Source organism: Corynebacterium sp. LK10 (genome assembly GCF_008042455.1).
In the GTDB taxonomy this organism is placed as follows: Bacteria; Actinomycetota; Actinomycetes; order Mycobacteriales; family Mycobacteriaceae; genus Corynebacterium; species Corynebacterium jeikeium_D.
The window spans coordinates 39,529-56,206 of sequence record NZ_NOVT01000002.1 but is presented as its reverse complement, the minus strand read 5'-3'; the positions used below and the strand labels follow the sequence as shown (position 1 = coordinate 56,206).

At 62.6% G+C, this 16,678-nt stretch carries 12 protein-coding genes and 1 tRNA gene; 5 read left to right on the top strand and 8 right to left on the bottom strand.

Annotation, left to right across the window (positions count from 1 at the left end; translation table 11 throughout):
* Window positions 1-81: 81 nt before the first annotated feature.
* The 5 genes from eno to CHU70_RS00215 all read right to left on the bottom strand — a co-directional run bounded on the left by eno (window position 82) and on the right by CHU70_RS00215 (window position 7,785).
* Window positions 82-1,356 (bottom strand): phosphopyruvate hydratase, encoded by a 1,275-nt coding sequence (gene eno, locus CHU70_RS00235; RefSeq protein WP_048733955.1) that lies wholly within the window; start codon window positions 1,354-1,356, stop codon window positions 82-84.
* 85 nt (window positions 1,357-1,441) lie between these two features.
* Window positions 1,442-2,302 carry a lytic transglycosylase domain-containing protein gene (locus tag CHU70_RS00230; RefSeq protein WP_049172246.1) on the bottom strand — a complete coding sequence of 287 codons (861 nt, stop codon included), beginning with the start codon at window positions 2,300-2,302 and terminating at the stop codon, window positions 1,442-1,444.
* A 71-nt stretch (window positions 2,303-2,373) separates the two neighbouring features.
* Entirely contained in the window at window positions 2,374-3,414 is a 1,041-nt protein-coding gene (locus CHU70_RS00225) for a MazG nucleotide pyrophosphohydrolase domain-containing protein (protein ID WP_049172244.1), read from the bottom strand.
* Window positions 3,415-3,421: 7 nt separating this feature from the next.
* On the bottom strand, window positions 3,422-7,048 hold the full coding sequence (mfd, locus tag CHU70_RS00220; protein WP_147719320.1) for a transcription-repair coupling factor: 3,627 nt from the start codon (window positions 7,046-7,048) through the stop codon (window positions 3,422-3,424).
* 44 nt (window positions 7,049-7,092) lie between these two features.
* On the bottom strand, window positions 7,093-7,785 hold the full coding sequence (locus CHU70_RS00215) for a TetR/AcrR family transcriptional regulator (protein WP_147719319.1): 693 nt from the start codon (window positions 7,783-7,785) through the stop codon (window positions 7,093-7,095).
* Between the two features lie 99 nt (window positions 7,786-7,884).
* Between CHU70_RS00215 and CHU70_RS00210 the strand changes: the two genes are divergently transcribed.
* The 5 genes from CHU70_RS00210 (at window position 7,885) to pth (ending at window position 12,163) form a co-directional block, all read left to right on the top strand.
* Window positions 7,885-7,955, top strand: a tRNA-Gln gene (locus tag CHU70_RS00210).
* 87 nt (window positions 7,956-8,042) lie between these two features.
* Window positions 8,043-9,533 carry a bifunctional UDP-N-acetylglucosamine diphosphorylase/glucosamine-1-phosphate N-acetyltransferase GlmU gene (gene glmU / locus CHU70_RS00205; RefSeq protein ID WP_147719318.1) on the top strand — a complete coding sequence of 497 codons (1,491 nt, stop codon included), beginning with the start codon at window positions 8,043-8,045 and terminating at the stop codon, window positions 9,531-9,533.
* A 7-nt stretch (window positions 9,534-9,540) separates the two neighbouring features.
* Window positions 9,541-10,518, top strand: a complete 978-nt coding sequence (locus CHU70_RS00200; protein WP_070653330.1) for a ribose-phosphate diphosphokinase — start codon at window positions 9,541-9,543, stop codon at window positions 10,516-10,518.
* Between the two features lie 250 nt (window positions 10,519-10,768).
* Complete coding sequence (locus CHU70_RS00195; RefSeq protein WP_038626221.1) at window positions 10,769-11,410, top strand: 50S ribosomal protein L25/general stress protein Ctc; 642 nt, start codon at window positions 10,769-10,771, stop codon at window positions 11,408-11,410.
* Between the two features lie 144 nt (window positions 11,411-11,554).
* Window positions 11,555-12,163, top strand: coding sequence for an aminoacyl-tRNA hydrolase (pth, locus tag CHU70_RS00190; RefSeq protein WP_049189754.1), 609 nt, complete (start codon window positions 11,555-11,557; stop codon window positions 12,161-12,163).
* 231 nt (window positions 12,164-12,394) lie between these two features.
* Here pth and CHU70_RS00185 read toward each other — a convergent pair whose 3' ends face one another.
* The 3 genes from CHU70_RS00185 to CHU70_RS00175 are packed head-to-tail and all read right to left on the bottom strand — an operon-like array spanning window position 12,395 to window position 16,583.
* On the bottom strand, window positions 12,395-14,128 hold the full coding sequence (locus tag CHU70_RS00185) for an ABC transporter ATP-binding protein (RefSeq protein WP_147719317.1): 1,734 nt from the start codon (window positions 14,126-14,128) through the stop codon (window positions 12,395-12,397).
* Window positions 14,125-15,903 (bottom strand): ABC transporter ATP-binding protein, encoded by a 1,779-nt coding sequence (locus CHU70_RS00180; RefSeq protein ID WP_147719316.1) that lies wholly within the window; start codon window positions 15,901-15,903, stop codon window positions 14,125-14,127. Before CHU70_RS00180 ends, CHU70_RS00185 begins: the two co-directional genes overlap by 4 nt.
* Window positions 15,900-16,583, bottom strand: a complete 684-nt coding sequence (locus CHU70_RS00175) for a cyclopropane-fatty-acyl-phospholipid synthase family protein (protein ID WP_147719315.1) — start codon at window positions 16,581-16,583, stop codon at window positions 15,900-15,902. The genes CHU70_RS00180 and CHU70_RS00175 overlap by 4 nt, the downstream gene beginning before the upstream one ends.
* Window positions 16,584-16,678: the final 95 nt, after the last annotated feature.

Sequence of the window (16,678 nt, the reverse complement as noted above, 5' to 3'; positions counted from 1 at the left end):
AAATAACAAAAACCCGCCCACAACCACGTGCGTGGTGCGGACGGGCAGTGCTAGACGCAGCTTTCGCAGCGCCTCAGCTCTTTACTTGAAACGCGGGAATGCGCTGCGACCAGCGTAGACAGCAGCGTCACCCAGGTACTCCTCGATGCGCAGCAGCTGGTTGTACTTAGCAACGCGCTCGGAGCGAGCCGGAGCACCGGTCTTGATCTGGCCACAGTTCAGGCCGACAGCCAGGTCAGCGATGGTGGTGTCCTCAGTCTCACCGGAGCGGTGGGACATCATGGACTTGTAGCCGGCGTTGTGAGCCATTGCGACGGCCTCGAAGGTCTCGGACAGGGTACCAATCTGGTTGACCTTGACCAGCAGAGCGTTAGCGGCCTTCTTCTCAATGCCCTCTGCCAGACGCTTCGGGTTGGTGACGAAGAAGTCGTCGCCGACGATCTGGACCTTGTCACCAAGCTGAGCAGTCAGGGTGGTGTAGCCCTCCCAGTCATCCTCCTGCAGCGGATCCTCGATGGAGACGATGGCGTAGTTCTCAACCAGGTCAGCGTAGACAGCTGCCATCTCCTCAGCGGTGTGCTCGCCGCCCTCGAAGTGGTACTTGCCGTCCTTGAAGAACTCGGAAGAAGCGACGTCGAGAGCCAGAGCGACATCGTCGCCCAACTTGTAGCCTGCGGCCTCAATTGCCTCAACAATCAGGTCCAGTGCAGCCTTGGTGGAGTCAACCGACGGAGCGAAGCCGCCCTCATCACCGAGGCCAGTGGACAGGCCCTTGTCCTTAATGACCTTCTTGAGTGCGTGGTAGACCTCAGCACCGACGCGCAGTGCTTCCTTGAAGGTCGGGGCGCCAATCGGAGCAATCATGAACTCCTGGACGTCAACGCCGGAGTCAGCGTGTGCGCCACCGTTGAGGATGTTCATCATCGGAACCGGCAGAACGTGACCGTTCGGGCCGCCGACGTAGCGGAACAGATCCAGGCCAGCGGACTCAGCAGCAGCCTTGGCAACAGCCATGGAAACACCCAGGATTGCGTTAGCACCCAGGCGGGACTTGTTGTCGGTGCCGTCCAGCTCAATCATGGTCTTGTCAACCAGACGCTGGTCCTCAGCCTCGAGGCCAATAATTGCGTCCTCAATCTCCTCGAGCACAGCGCGGACAGCCTTCTCGACACCCTTGCCCAGGTAACGGTCTCCGCCATCGCGGAGCTCGTGTGCCTCATGAACGCCGGTGGAGGCACCGGACGGAACCGCAGCGCGGCCCACAGCGCCGTCTTCCAACAGCACCTCAACCTCAACGGTCGGGTTACCACGGGAGTCCAGAATTTCGCGTGCGTTCAACTCGATGATTGCAGCCATAGGTCACCTTTCCGCCGGAACCGTTCCGGCACATGACTCCAATTGTGGCACGGTTTGCCAACCTTCGCCTTAAATCCTTTTCACCCTATGCGGGCTGATTCAGCGCATAGTTCGCCGCAGCGTCCCGAACATCGCGAAGATACTGCTCAGACTGGTTATATGAGCGAATTGCAGATGCCCACCCTTCCGGGGTGGCGAGGTCGCGTTCCCCACTGCAGAGCATCCGTGCGGTGGTCGCAGTTGCGTCGTCGATGTTGTTGGGGTCGGCGACACCATCACCAGACGCATCCATCGCAAAACGATGCCAGGTCTCGGGAATAAACTGCATCGGCCCCACAGCGCGGTCATACTCTGTGTCACCGTCGAGTTCGCCGTTGTCAGTATCGAGAACCTCAGCAAACCCACTCGTGCCGTCCAGCGGCGGACCGATAATCGTCGGACTGACTACCCCATCGGCGCCGATATGAGCCGGCTTGAGCCAATTGCCCGAGTACGTGCCGTGATTAGTCTCCACTTTGCCCAGTCCTGCAAGCGTGTTCCACTCCAGGTGGCAGTTCGGGAACTGTTCTGCCGCAATCACATATGCGTTGCCGTAGGCGCGGAGAGCGTCCTCAGAAATACCCGTCTTCGGGGAAATCTGCTGCGCCCACTGTCGGAGCTGTTCCGAGGTGCGCCCGGGCGCGTTGACATCAATCATCGGCGGTGGCTCAGCCGCAGCAGGCGGCACATTATCCGGAATCGGCTTCTTGGTCAACGACGGGATTACGGGTCCAGTGAACATAGCCAACGCCCCAACCGTGCCAATGATGATCAGCACCGCCAGGGAGGTTAGACCGAGGCAGCCACAGCCTCTCGAGGACTTCTTTTTCCCCTTACTGCGGCCACGCGGCTTCGCCCCGCGGGGTGCGGGGTGCGCGTATTCATCAAAGGGAGAATTAGAAGGCATGGGGAATTACTCTACGGGGTAAACCGTAAAAATCACTCAAACTCGAGGACAGAAATCACTTTTGCTGGAAACTAGCTGTCGCTTTCCGACGGGCCGAAGTCCTCAGCCTCTTCGTTATCTTCGCTGCCCGCTGCCCACTGCTCAGCACTGCCGGCCTGCTGATTCTCCATCTGGGCCAGCTCAGTCAGGAATGTGCGTGAAGCCTGTCGGGTCCGTTCTTCCGCACCGGACTCAGTCTCCAGCCCCGGGGTCGGGACCAGAATCTCCACTGGAATGTCTGCATCGGACAGTCCCAGTGCACGTGCGCGGCGGATGGCTTCCTCAGCCAAAGTCAGAGCTGGCAGCTGTGTGGCCGGGTTCGAGCGCGGACGTCCGCGGCCGTAAGCCCACAGTCGCTCCTGTTCTTCCTCCGACACCATCTCTCCCTCGGCCACAGTGCCGTCGAAGAGGTACGGCTGACGAGCGCGCATCTTCAAAATAAAGTCGGTCGCCACATCGTCGAAGTCGAAGTCCTCCGCGATTTCAGCGTGGAAGAGGATCTGCAGCAGCAGATCCGACAGCTCGCTACGAATGTCACCGCCCTCGTTGACTGCGTCGACAAACTCGTAGGCCTCTTCAATGAGATACGGCAGCAGGCTCTTGTGCGTCTGGCGAGCTTCCCACTGCCCCGTGCGCCGTGCTGCCGCCATGATGTCCACGGCCTCGACGACGTGGGGCAGACGAGCTGCGGCAAGCTGTTCCTGCGGAGTCAGCGGTTCTGCAACAGGCTCTGCCCCTGGCTCTGCAACCGGTTCTGGCTCAGGTTCTTTCACCGAGTCCTGCTGGGGAGCCGCCGCAACCTGAGCTGCCGGAGCTGCTGGGTCCGGCGCATCATCCAGCTCGACCGAGTAGACCTTCTCGCCCGCATCGAGGCGATCGAGTACCTCGTCGTTTTCCATATCGGTGGTGACCAGAATCTCCGCCTGGGACACCGAGTGCCCACCGGCGTCGGCGATTGCCCAGCGCACACGGATCGGGACTTCTTCGGTGTAGCTGACTTCACCGGTCAGCAGGCTAGCGGCTTCCAGCGGAATCGCTGTTGGAAAGCGGCTATCGAGCTTGATGATAGTCATACGGTTTCTAGTCCTTTCCCATGTGCGAGATATCCATACGTGGAATTCCCGCCATCGATGTCAAGAAGTCTGCTACCCACTGCACCAATGCAATGTCGCGGACAGGTTTTGCCCGCAACCCTCGCCCTTCCTTCGGCATTCCGACGGAAACCGTGCGCGTTGCCGCACGATAGGTCGCCTGTGGATACAGGCGCTTGAGACGCACCTGCTTGGAGTCAGCAAGCTCCATAGGGGTTATTCTAATGTGCGCACCCATGGCTTGAACTTCATGCACGCCGAATTCCCGGCAAATAATTCGAAGTCGTGAAATAACCGCCAATCTCTCCACCTCAATGGGTGGGGTTCCGTAACGGTCAACGAGCTCTTCGAGCACTACGTCGATATCGTCCAGCGCACTGGCAGCAGCAAATTTGCGGTACGCCTCTAGACGTAGGCGTTCCGACGACACATATTCGGCCGGAATATTCGCATCGACCGGCAAATCGATCCGAACTTCCTTCGGTTCGTTATCGGAAGCATCCGGAGTTTCACCATCGGCCACTGCCTTCAGTGCGGCCACGGCCTCGCCAACCAGTCGGACGTACATGTCGAAGCCGACGCCGGCAATGTGACCGGACTGCTCCGCACCGAGGATATTTCCGGCGCCACGCATTTCCAGGTCCTTCATGGCCACAGCCATGCCGGCACCCAAGTCATTGTTCTGCGCGATCGTGGACAGACGGTCGTAGGAAGTCTCCGTCAGCGTCTGATTTTCCGGGTAGAGGAAGTAGGCATAGGCGCGCTCGCGGGAACGGCCCACACGACCACGCAGCTGGTGCAGCTGGGAAAGACCCATATGGTGGGCGTTTTCCACAATCAACGTATTGGCGTTGGCAATATCCAGGCCGGTCTCCACGATGGTGGTACACACCAGCACGTCGTACTCGCGCTGCCAGAAGCCATCGACCGTGCGCTCCAGCTGCTCCTCCCCCATCTGACCGTGGGCCACTACCACGCGGGCCTCGGGCACCAAATTGCGGATAGTCTGGGCGACTTTGTCAATGGTTTCCACCTTATTATGCAGGTAGAACACCTGGCCGTCGCGAAGCAGCTCTCGCCTGATAGCTGCGGCGACCTGCTTGTCGGACTGCGCGCCGACGTATGTCAGCACCGGGTGACGATCCTGCGGCGGGGTGAGAATCTGGCTCATCTCGCGGATGCCAGCAATCGACATTTCGAGCGTGCGCGGAATTGGCGTTGCGGACATGGTGAGTACGTCGACGTGGTGCCGTAGCGCCTTGATGTGTTCCTTGTGTTCGACGCCGAAACGCTGCTCCTCGTCAACGATGACCAGGCCGAGTTCTTTCCACTGCACGCCGGTCTGCAGGAGACGATGCGTGCCGATAACAATGTCGACCGTCCCGTTCTTCAACCCTTCGAGGACCTCCTTGGAGTCCTTCGGCGAGGTGAAGCGGGACAGTCCACGGATGGTGACCGGGAAGCCCTCCATACGTTGGGTGAAAGTGGTCAAGTGCTGCTGCGCCAGAAGTGTGGTCGGCACCAACACTGCCACCTGACGGCCATCTTGAACAGCCTTGAAGGCAGCACGCAGTGCCACCTCGGTCTTGCCGTAGCCGACATCGCCGATGAGCACGCGATCCATCGGCACCGGCTTTTCCATGTCGGACTTAATTTCGTCGATGGCCTGCAGTTGATCTTCGGTCTCGGTGAAGGGGAAGTTATCCTCCATCTCCTGCTGCCATGGCGTATCCGGCGCGAACGCGTGGCCCGGCGCGGCTTGGCGCTCGGCGTAGAGCTTGACCAGCTCTTCCGCAATCTCGCGGACAGCGCCACGGGCCTTGCGCTTGGTGGACTTCCAGTCCGACCCGCCCATCTTCGACAGGGTGGGCTTTTCGCCGCCGACATAGCGCGACAGCAAATCCAGGCTCTCCATCGGCACGTAGAGCTGGTCCGAGGGACCTCCGCGCTTGCTCGGTGCGTACTCGAGCACCACGTACTCGCGGCGTGCCTGATCCTCGCCCGTGCCGATGGTGCGCTCAGTGAGCTTCACAAACCGACCAATGCCATGCGTGTCGTGCACGACATAGTCACCGGCCTTCAGCGCCAGCGGATCCACGCGACCACGGCGCTTCGCCGGCTTGCGGCGCCCACCAAGCGCACCTTCCGCGATGCGGTTACCTGTGATGTCCTGCTCGGTAATCAGAGTCAGCGCGCCACCGGGAATACGCGGGAATACCAGACCACCGTGCAAAACACCCTGGTAGACGGTAATTCTTCCGGACTCGGGATACTCCGGACCTGCCGCCATGCGCGTCGCAATTCCGGCTTCCCTAAACTTTTCCGCTTGCCGACGCGCCCCCGCGGGCGTCGCCGCCACGTACGCCACTCGCTCCCCCGCGACCGTGGCATCGCGCAGCTGCTTCATCAGGTGACCAATTTCCTTTAAGTCTCCGCGTGGCGCGGGCCCAGGCTCGAAGGTCAGTGGCAGCACATCATCTTCGGTGACTCCCGCCTCCAGCATGCCGGGCGGGGAAATATGCCACGAAGTGGGCATCGGGATAGAGGCCAAGCTGCGGTACGCGCTGGGCTCCAGCCCATCCGTGGCGATTGGCGCCGAGCCACCCATCGCAGCAGTTTCCCACGCTGCGGCCATAAACTCCTCGCCCGCACTAATCAGGTCCTGCGCGCGAGAGCGAATGCGCTCCGGCCCGCACATGAGCACATGCGTTTTCTCCGGCATGACCTCAGTGAGCATCTTCATCGGATGCTGACTAATCAGTGGGATCAGCGATTCCATGCCCTCCACCCACTGGCCATCGCCGATGCGGGTGAGCATTTCTTGGACCTGGCCAGAGCGCGTGGTGGCGAGTTTCTCCGCGGCGGCCTTCACATCGTCGTCGATAAGCAGTGCACGACACGGGAAGATATCCAGCTGGTCGACCTCTACCTCAGAGATCGTGCGCTGGTCAGCGACGGAAAAGGCGCGCAGGTCGGTGACCTCGTCACCCCAGAGCTCGATACGTACCGGCAGCTCTTCGGTCGCAGGGAAAACATCGACGATGCCGCCACGCACGGCAAACTGGCCACGCCTGCCGACCATGTCCACATGCGAATAGCCGTGATGCACCAACCGCTCAACCAGGTTCTCGCAGTCCCGGTCCAGTTGGACGTGAATGGGGGCACTGGTTTCAGCCTCGAGGTCGTCCACAATCGGCTGCACCAACGAGCGCACCGCCGCAATCAGAACGTCGACTTTGCCCCGGCGAACGTCGTAAAGCGCCTTACGACGCTGCGCCACAGTATCCACGGCCGGCGAAAGCTTCTCATGCGGGAGCGTCTCCCACGAGGAAAACATAGCTACACGGTCGCCGATCATAGACTTGACCTCGGCAGTCAGGTCCTCCGCCTCACGGCCGGTAGCCGTGACGACCAGCACCGGCACCTTCGTGGACATGGCGTAAATAAGGTGCGAACGCACCGCGTCCGCACCCGTGAGCGCCAGCTCGTCTTCGCCGATGCGCCCGAGCACGCCGACAAATTGAGGATCCGTGACAACGAGGCTTTCCAGCCCCGACAGCGGGTTCGGCAGAATGCTGGGTGTGGCTTTCGCCGAGGAGGACGCAGAAGTTGGCATAGCCCCAATATAACCATGCACCCCGGATCCACCCTGCGTGCTGGTTAGCCGTTCTCCGCCACCTGCATCGGGTCCGCTGCAGCACCTGCCCCGAACTTCGCGCCCTCAGCGGCCGCTGGCACATCAGCGGAACCATGCAGAGTCGGAGCCCCCTCCATGCCGGCCAGCCCGTTCCAACACAGGTTCACGATGTGCGCCGCCACTGTCTCCTTATCCGGACTGCGCTTCTCCATCCACCAGCGAGCGGTCTGCGAAACCATACCGACCATGCAGTTTCCGTAGAGCACCGACATGGCCGGGTCGAAGCCGGCGCGTTTGAAAGCCTCGGCAAGGATAGGCGTAATCGACTCAGTGGCATTATTCAGCAGCGTCTCATAGCCACCCGCCACGCCGGGGTCCCGAGAAATAATGGAGAATCCCTCCGGGTTTTCCTCCACATAAGTCAGCAGTGCCAACACCGCCTGTTCGATGCGGTAACGCGAGCGTCCCAGGGACAACGCTTCCCTAATCGTGGCCTCCAGGGTCTTCATCTCCTGGTCGACGACTGCCTGGTAGAGCCGCTCTTTGGTACCGAAATGCTCGTAGACAACCGGCTTTGATACCCCGGCTGCGGCAGCGATCTCCTCCATTGAGGCGGCATCAAGCCCCTTGGCGGCAAAGATTCCACGGCTGACTTCTGTCAGCTGAGCTTTGCGCTGTGGACCGGTCATACGTCGTCTCGGAGAATTGGAGGCCATGCTTTTAGATTAGTGGCTAAAGTCTTGCTATCGTATATCGCAGGCGCAAGCGAGTTGGCTGAGTCGAATCAGCCATGCAATTTTTCGCGTTTGCCCCATTCTCCCATGGTGTAATGGCAACACTCCGGTTTTTGGTACCGGCATTCTAGGTTCGAGTCCTGGTGGGAGAGCAAGCGGGGGGCCGGCCCCTTAATTAAGAAGTGACTTTTCGCCCCGCCGTGACCGTGATGCACCCTGACCGAGGAGTAGCAAGTTTCATGTCGAACGGTTCGGCCACCGCTGTGGTCATTCTCGCCGCGGGTCAAGGCACCCGAATGAAATCCGATACGCCGAAAATGCTGCACGCTATCGGCGGTCGTACCATGTTGGAGCACGCGCTCTATGCCGCCAAGGGCATTAATCCGGATGAGATTGCTGTTGTCGTTGGCCACCAGCGCGAAAAGGTAATCGACGCCATCGGGACTTGGGCTTCGGATACCGAGCACTCCAACGGTGTCGTCATTGCCCACCAGGACGAGCAAAACGGTACCGGCCACGCTGTTCAGTGCGCGCTGGAGCACCCCGAGCTGCAGAACTTCGATGGCACCATTCTGGTGACCACTTCCGATGTTCCGCTGCTGGATTCCGAAGCGCTCCAGGCACTGCTCGAAGAGCACAACCGCAAGCCACGCGCTGCCGTGACTGTGCTGACCTCCACTGCTGACAACCCGCACGGCTACGGCCGCATCGTTCGCAACGCCGACGGCGAAGTTCTGCGCATCGTGGAGGAAAAGGATGCCTCCGACGAGGAACGCGAGATCACCGAGGTCAACTCCGGTGTCTACGCATTTGATGCCGAGACCCTGGCAAACGCTCTCAAGCAGCTGGACACCAACAATGCCCAGGGCGAGCTCTACCTCACCGATGTCATCGGCATCGCCCGTGAGGCCGACCGCTCAGTACGCGGTCACCGCCTCGCCGATGCCACCGTCGTCGCCGGTGTCAATGACCGCGTCCAGCTGGCTACCCTTGGCCGCGAACTCAACCGTCGCACCTGCGAGGCAGCTATGCGCGGGGGCGCCACTATCGTCGACCAGGACACCACGTGGATTGACGTTGAGGTGGAAGTCGGCCGCGACGTCACGATTCTGCCGGGCACGCAGCTGCACGGCAAGACCGTGATTGGCGACGGGGCCACCGTGGGACCGGACACGACACTGACCAACATGGTCGTCGGCAAGCGCGCCAGCGTCGTACGTACACACGGTTCCGATTCGGAGATCGGCGAGGATGCGACGGTCGGACCGTTCACCTACATTCGCCCGAACACCAAACTCGGTGTCGGCGCGAAGCTCGGCGGCTTCGTAGAAGCGAAGAACGCGCAGATCGGAAACGGTTCGAAGGTTCCGCACCTGACCTACGTCGGCGATGCGGAGATTGGCGAGCACTCCAACATTGGTGCCTCCAGCGTGTTCGTGAACTACGACGGCGTCAACAAGCACCGCACTGTTATCGGCTCGCATGTTCGCACCGGCTCCGACACCATGTTCATCGCTCCGGTGACCGTGGGTGATGGTGCGTACTCAGGTGCAGGTACTGTTATTAAGGACGACGTTCCTCCGGGAGCATTGGCGGTCAGTGGTGGCCGTCAGCGCAACATCGAGGGATGGGTCGAGCGGAAGCGTCCAGGTACCGCTGCTGCTGAGGCAGCGCAGGCGGCGCAGGTAGCTGACAACGCTGACAACAACAAGGAAGACCAGGAAGGCTAGACGGCAGATGACCGGCCAGTGGATCGATAACCAAAAGAACCTCATGCTCTTCTCCGGAAGGGCACACCCGGAATTGGGCGAGGCAGTTGCCAAGGAGCTCGGCACAGAGCTGACTCCGATGACCGCTCGTGATTTTGCCAACGGCGAAATCTTCGTGCGCTACGAGGAATCCGTCCGCGGTTCCGATGCCTTCGTACTGCAGGCGCACCCGGCACCGCTGAACAAGTGGCTCATCGAGCAGCTGATTATGATTGACGCGCTCAAGCGTGGTTCGGCCAAGCGCATCACCGCTATCCTGCCGTTCTTCCCCTACGCCCGCCAGGACAAGAAGCACCGTGGCCGTGAGCCGATTTCCGCTCGCCTGGTCGCTGACCTGCTCAAGACCGCAGGCGCTGACCGCATCGTCTCCGTGGACCTCCACACCGACCAGATTCAGGGCTTCTTCGACGGCCCGGTCGATCACATGCACGCCATGCCGATTCTGTCGGAGTACATCAAGAAGAACTACTCCCTGGACAACCTGGTCGTGGTCTCCCCTGACGCCGGCCGTGTGAAGGTTTCCGAGAAGTGGGCCAACACCCTGGGCGATGCCCCGCTGGCTTTCATTCACAAGACCCGTTCCGTCGATGTCGCGAACCAGGTTGTCGCCAACCGTGTGGTCGGCGAGGTCTCCGGTAAGACCTGTCTACTCATCGACGACATGATTGACACCGGCGGCACCATCGCCGGCGCTGTCAAGGTGTTGCGTGAGGCTGGCGCTTCCGATGTCATCATCGCTACCACGCACGGCGTCTTCTCTGACCCAGCTCGCGAGCGCCTGTCGAAGTGCGGTGCCCGCGAGGTCATCACCACCGATACTCTGCCGCAGTCCACCGAGGGCTGGGACAACCTGACCGTCCTGCCAATCGCACCGCTGCTGGCTAAGACGATCCACGAGATCTTCGAAAACGGTTCCGTCACCACTCTCTTCGAGGGCCAGGCATAAGCTCTTTCCGCTTGCCGACGGGCACCCCGCCGCGACCAGCAACCTAGTTTTGCTGGTGGTGGCGGGGTTTGCTGTTTGACCTGTTAGTCCACTACAATTTTTCCGGTAAGTCTCGGCGAGGGCGACCACAGTAGGTGGTTGCCGTTATCGACGCGACGCTCGCAGCCCAACTTTTGCGCCCACGGTGGCATGGATGCGGCACGTGCTCGACTCGACGACTCAGTATCGAATCGTTTAGGAGTCCATTTTCATGGCAAAGCCCAACATCATCAAGATTGATGCTCGTAACCGCACCGAGTTCGGCAAGGGTGCCGCTCGCCGTGCCCGCGTTGCTGGCGACATCCCGGTTGTCATCTACGGCGCTGACCTGGATGCTCCGAAGCACATCCTCGTTGACACTCTGGATTTCCACGCTGTCATCCGTAACCACGGTGTCAACGCTGTTCTGGACGTCAACATCGAGGGCGAGTCCCAGCTGTCCATGGTTAAGGCTGTTGACCAGAACCCGCTGACTCTCGACATCGACCACGCTGACCTGCTCGCCATTCACCGTGACGAGAAGGTTGAGGTTGAGGTTCCGGTCGTTCCGACTGGCGAGCTCGCTCCGGGTGCCCTGCTCATGCAGGATGCCGAGACCATTCTGGTCAATGCACCGGTTCTGGCTATTCCGGAAGAGATCGAGGTCTCCGTCGAGGGTGCAGAGGTCGGCACCATGGTTCACGCCGGCGACGTTACCCTGCCAGAGGGCCTGGTCCTCACCGACGACGCTGACCTGCTCATCTTCAACATCGTCGAGCCGGAGGAGGAGCCGGCTGGTGACGTCGATGCCGACATCGAGGGCATGGGCGAGGCTGAGACCCCGGATGAGCCAGCTGAGGAATCCGCTGAGTAATGTAAGCGCTGAATAGCTCTAGCTGACTGAGCCAATACAGGCTTTCACGCTTAGCTAACAAAAAAGGGACGGACGCTCTTGTCCGTCCCTTTTTTGCACTCCCCAAAATCAAAAGATTGCTTACCGTGTGCCAAGATTGAACTCATGAACGCCTCCACCACGCCTCTACTTGTCGTGGGCCTCGGCAATCCTGGGCCCAAATATGAACTCACCCGCCATAACGTCGGACATCTGGTGCTAGATGAACTAGCTAGCCGGACTTCTCCGATGCCGTCGTCGTTTAGCGTGCACAAGAAGTCCAACGCTGAGATTGTGCAGACTCGGTTTAAAACCTCCGATGGTGGCGAGCGACAGGTGATTCTGGCTAAACCCCGGACGTACATGAATCTGTCGGGTGGGCCGGTCGCGGCGCTGGCGAAGTTCTTCAACATCGCACCTACCGACGTCGTGGTGGTCCACGATGAGCTGGATCTGGACCCGGGCGTGGTCCGCCTCAAACGTGGCGGTGGCGAGAATGGCCACAATGGGCTGCGTTCGACCTCGAAGTCGTTGGGCACGAAGGACTACATGCGCGTGCGCATTGGCATTGGTCGTCCTCCGGGCCGCCAAGATCCGGCGGACTACGTGCTGCGTAACTTCAATGCTAAGGAACGCGAGGAGCTCGCTTTCACTCTGCCCACTGCGGCGGAGGCGGTGGAGCTAATCGCCAGCCACGGGCTGGAAATTGCTCAGAACCAGGTGCACGGGCGGTAGCAGATAGAGGCAAATGGCAGCAACGAGCCCCCTTCCCTCCCAACTTTCACTGGGATGAGAAAAGGGGGGGCTATTTTCGCGTTCCCGGGAGCTTCAGTCTTTACAGCTCGTCGGTGTTCGTGCTGCTCGGCGTTTTCGTCGGCGTTTTCGCTCTGTCCACCGAGCGCCTGGCGGTGGGATTCGGGAAGCTGCGGCAGGGCGCCCGTGAGGGCATCGACCAGGTGATGAGGATCAGGCGCCCGGGGAGCTCCCCGTCCGGCACGCCCACGACTCGGCGTAGCGGCCGCCCTTCGCCAGCAATTCATCGTGCGTGCCCCGTTCTGCGACCGTCCCGTCCTCCGAAAGCACGACGATGAGGTCGGCATCGCGAACGGTGTGCAGGCGATGGGCGACGACGATCACGGTGCGATCGCCGCGCAACGCCTCCATCGTGCCGACGATCGCCCGCTCAGTGGCCGCATCCAGCGAGGACGTCGGCTCGTCGAGAAGCACCACCGGGGAATCCTTCAGAAGCGCCCGGGCGATGGCGAGGCGCTGCCGCTCGCCTCCCGACAGCAGCGTCCCCTCCTCCCCCACCGGGGTATCCCACCCGGAAGGCAGCAGCTCCACGATGCGGTCCACCCCGGAACGCCGGGCGGCCTCGCGCAAGCGATCCCCGTCACCGGGCTCGGAACCGAATCCGGGATCGGCGAAGACCACGTTGTCCCGCACGGACGCGTCGAAAAGGAACGTCTCCTGGAACACCGGGGTCACCAGCGAGTTCACGCCGTCGGTGCCAATCCGAGGCAAGGGTACCCCGCCGATGAGGATCTCCCCCGAGTCCGGATCATGAAAACGCGACAGCAGCCGCATGACCGTCGTCTTGCCCGCCCCCGACGGTCCCACTACGGCAACCAGCGCTCCCTGAGGGGCACGGAAGCTGACGCCGTCGAGAACCTTCTTATCCCCGTACCCGAAGCTCACGTCGCGGAACTCCACGTCATGCCCGTCGGGCGGCTCCGGTGCGGCAGGTTCGGGAAGGGCGGGGATTGCCCGCAGGTCACGCAACGCAGCCAACGTGTTGCGGCCCGCACCGAAACCGCCGGACAACGCTCCCGCCGTGGTGATCGGTCCGGTGAACTGGACGACCACGATGAGCATTGGCGCCAAATGCGCCGGCGTCATCCCGCCCGTCGCGGCGACTGCCACGGCGACTATCACCGCCGCCGTGAACACCGCATGGACGACCGAACTCAACCGTCCGATGGCCGCCCCCTGCGTCGACGTCGCCTTCGCGAACGCATCGTGTTGGGCCCGGATCGCCTCATCCACCATCGCGTCCGCCGCCGAACCGTCGCTCGCGGCGCGAATCGCCTGCTGGCAACGGGTGAACTCGATCAGCCTGCCGGAGACGGCAGCGACGGCGTCAGCATGCGCTTCGTCCGACTCCCCGCCGACCCGGCCAATGGCCCGGTAGGCGAAGAAGATCACCGGCGCCGACGCGACGAGAACCAAACCGACGCGCCAATCCACCGCCAGAATTCCGAAGGCGATGACGGTCGGCGCAACCACCGCGGCGATGACGGGCCGCAGGATCACGTGCGGCACGGACGCCGCAAACGCGATACCCGACGACGCCATCTCCGAAAAGCGGCCGGCCGTGGACTTGGTGACGTACCCGAGTGGCAACGTCAGCACGCGTTCGCCCAGGGAACGCAGTAGGGACGACAGCACCGCTGCGGAATTCGCCCTGCCGACCGTCCCCGCGGCGAGAGACAGCACCGCATGGGCGGCCGCGAGGCCGGCGATGACGCCGGTGAAACGCCACGCCGTCGCATCATCTCCCTCGGCCAGAGCCGACAGCAGCGGCAGCAGCGCGACGAACGCTGCGCCCTGGGCCAGCGCGGCAAGCGCGGCCAACGCAATGAGCCACGCCAGCGTCATTCTCGAACGCCGATCCGTCATCGACCACAAGTCCCGAATCATCGGTTCCCCGCCTTTTCATCGTCTGATTCAGTGCCCCGCGGGGCGGATGGTTCGTCGTCGAGCGCGAACGCGCGCCACAAATCCCGGTAGCGGCCACCGCGCGCAAGCAACTCGTCGTGGGTACCCGCCTCCGCAACCGCTCCCCCGTCGAGAACGAGGATGCGGTCGGCGTTGCGGATCGTGCTCAACCTGTGCGCGATCACAATCACCGTCCGTGAACGGGCCAAACGCTCGATTGCGGACTGGATGAGGGCCTCGGAAGCCGGATCCGCGTAAGCGGTTGCCTCGTCGAAGATGAGCACCGGCGCGTCCGTGACGATCGACCTCGCGATGGCCACGCGCTGCGCCTCACCACCGGAAAAGGTCACGTCGACGTTGACCACCGAATCCAGGCCCTTCGGCAGCGCCGCGATGACCGCATCGAGGTTCGCGAGCTTCGCGGCCGCCATGATTTCGCCGTCGGTGGCGTCTCTCCTGGCCAGCCGGATGTTCTCCCGCAACGGCAGCGTGAGCAACTGCGGATCTTGGAACACCACCGACACCGAGCGGTGCACGTCACGCACGGCAATGTCGCGAAGATCGGCGCCGCCCAGCAGCACCGAGCCTTCAACGGGGTCGTAGAAACGCGCCAACAGCCGGGCGACGGTGGACTTTCCGGAACCGGAGGCCCCCACCAGCGCAGTGAGGGTCCCCGGTTCGAACGTCGCGGACATCCCGTCGAGGACCCGCGGCCCATCGCCGTAGGAGAAGACCAGGTTCCGGGCCTCGAGCGCGCCTCCGCGCACGGGCACCGGATCGGCGGGCTCGACGATCGGCGGCGTGCCCAGCACCTCCGCGATGGACTTCAGGGCAGCGATCCCCGCGATGATGGGTTCGGAGTTCATGGCCACCCGCACGATCGCCGCGGAGAGTCCAAGGCCGAGAACCAGCCCGGCGACGAGACCTTCCGGTGTGCCTCCCGCGGCGTCCCTCAGAGCGAGGCCGGCGCCGCACACCACTGCGAGGACTGTGATCGGGGACGTCACCACGTCGATGAGCCCAAGATAGATGTTCGACTGCCGGGACCAGGCGGACCACGCGCGGACGAACGACGACGCCGCGGCATCGTAGCGGCCCGAGCCCTGGTTGGCGCGTCCGAAGGACTTCATCACCGGGATGCCGCGCACCAACTCGATGACCGCGGCCGTCACTCCTTCGGAGGCTCGCTCGTAGTCGCGCTGAAGGCCGGCGCCACGCGACATCATTACGCCCATCAGGGCGAAGGTGACCAGCACCGGGACGACCGCCACCGCCGCGATCCGCCAATCCACCGCGACGAGCGCGATGAGGGAAAGCAGGGGAACCAGCACCGCCACCACGGTCTCACCGACGGTGTGGCCCATGAGCTGGTGGACAGCCGCGACGTCCTTCTCAACCGACCCGATGATTCCCGACGAGCGCCGGGCGTCTAGCCAGCCCAGCGGCAACTTCCGGATTTGGGCGACCAGCCGGCGCCGGAGGTGGAGCTGCAGGTCGTTATCCGCCCGGTGCGAGAGCATGCCGGCGGCGCCGTCCGCGGCCATGCGCACCGTTGCGGCGACGACGATGACAGCCACGGCCAACCACGTCCGATGCTCCGGGGCCTCCGGGTACGTCATCGCGATGTCGATGATGCCGACCAGCGAAGCGACGGTAGCCACCGACGACAGGACGGATAACGCGACCACCGCACGCATCCGGGTCCGGATCGGGGCGAGCAGCGACCACGGGCCTACGGTCCCGTCCACGGCGCTCACTTGCCCGCCTCCCCGATTGCGCTTTTCTTCGTGAGAGTGCAGAAGTACACCATGCCGGCGTGTGAGGCTCCGCCCAGCTTCAGCCCGTTGGCTTCGGCGAGGTCCTCGAGCTCGCTGTCCCGGAACACCCGGTGGCCCATCTTCGCCATGACGGCCATGTCGACCCGCTCGTTCACGTCGGGATCCTCGGCGAACGTCTGCACGTAAGCGATGCCGCCGTCGGCGAGCAGCCCGGCAACCCTGCCGAGTGCGGCACCCGCATCCTTCATTTGGTGGAGCGCGCCGCACACCCAGATTTCATCGGTCCTGCCGGGCTCTCCCGCGAGTGGCGCGAGGACGTCGGCGACGTGGAATTCCGTCCGGGCCCCGAGCCCTTCGACGGCGGCGCGTTCGCGGGCGATGCGGATCGCATTGGGCGACAGGTCGTAGCCGACGATATTCGCCCTGCGATAGCGAGGCTCGGCGGCGAGCATGCGGGCGAGCCACCCGGTTCCACAACCGAGGTCGAGAACCCGGGCCGGCGCATCCGGCCCGGGATCCAGCGCACGGAGCTTCCGATACACGGCGGCGGCGTCCATCGGTTCACGCGCATAGCGGCTGAGGAACCTCGGCTGGACCTTGTCCTCGTAGGCCGCAAGGAGTCTGCGGTTGTTCTGGACGATCTGGGCAATCGACTTCATCTGGTTCTGTCTCCGGGGTGTGTGGGCCGCGTCCGCGCGGCCGTTTCGGGTTAGGTGCTCGGGTTCGCGGGCCGTCGTCGGCGGCGATGCCCCCG

Bases quoted from the DNA above. Each gene is read 5' to 3' on its own strand.
- CHU70_RS00200 (WP_070653330.1), top strand. From the start codon at position 9,541: ATGACCGGCCAGTGGATCGATAACCAAAAGAACCTCATGCTCTTCTCC.
- CHU70_RS00225 (WP_049172244.1), bottom strand. From the start codon at position 3,414: ATGACTATCATCAAGCTCGATAGCCGCTTTCCAACAGCGATTCCGCTG.
- CHU70_RS00195 (WP_038626221.1), top strand. From the start codon at position 10,769: ATGGCAAAGCCCAACATCATCAAGATTGATGCTCGTAACCGCACCGAG.
- CHU70_RS00175 (WP_147719315.1), bottom strand. From the start codon at position 16,583: ATGAAGTCGATTGCCCAGATCGTCCAGAACAACCGCAGACTCCTTGCG.
- pth (WP_049189754.1), top strand. From the start codon at position 11,555: ATGAACGCCTCCACCACGCCTCTACTTGTCGTGGGCCTCGGCAATCCT.
- CHU70_RS00185 (WP_147719317.1), bottom strand. From the start codon at position 14,128: ATGATTCGGGACTTGTGGTCGATGACGGATCGGCGTTCGAGAATGACG.
- eno (WP_048733955.1), bottom strand. From the start codon at position 1,356: ATGGCTGCAATCATCGAGTTGAACGCACGCGAAATTCTGGACTCCCGT.
- CHU70_RS00230 (WP_049172246.1), bottom strand. From the start codon at position 2,302: ATGCCTTCTAATTCTCCCTTTGATGAATACGCGCACCCCGCACCCCGC.
- CHU70_RS00215 (WP_147719319.1), bottom strand. From the start codon at position 7,785: ATGGCCTCCAATTCTCCGAGACGACGTATGACCGGTCCACAGCGCAAA.
- glmU (WP_147719318.1), top strand. From the start codon at position 8,043: ATGTCGAACGGTTCGGCCACCGCTGTGGTCATTCTCGCCGCGGGTCAA.
- mfd (WP_147719320.1), bottom strand. From the start codon at position 7,048: ATGCCAACTTCTGCGTCCTCCTCGGCGAAAGCCACACCCAGCATTCTG.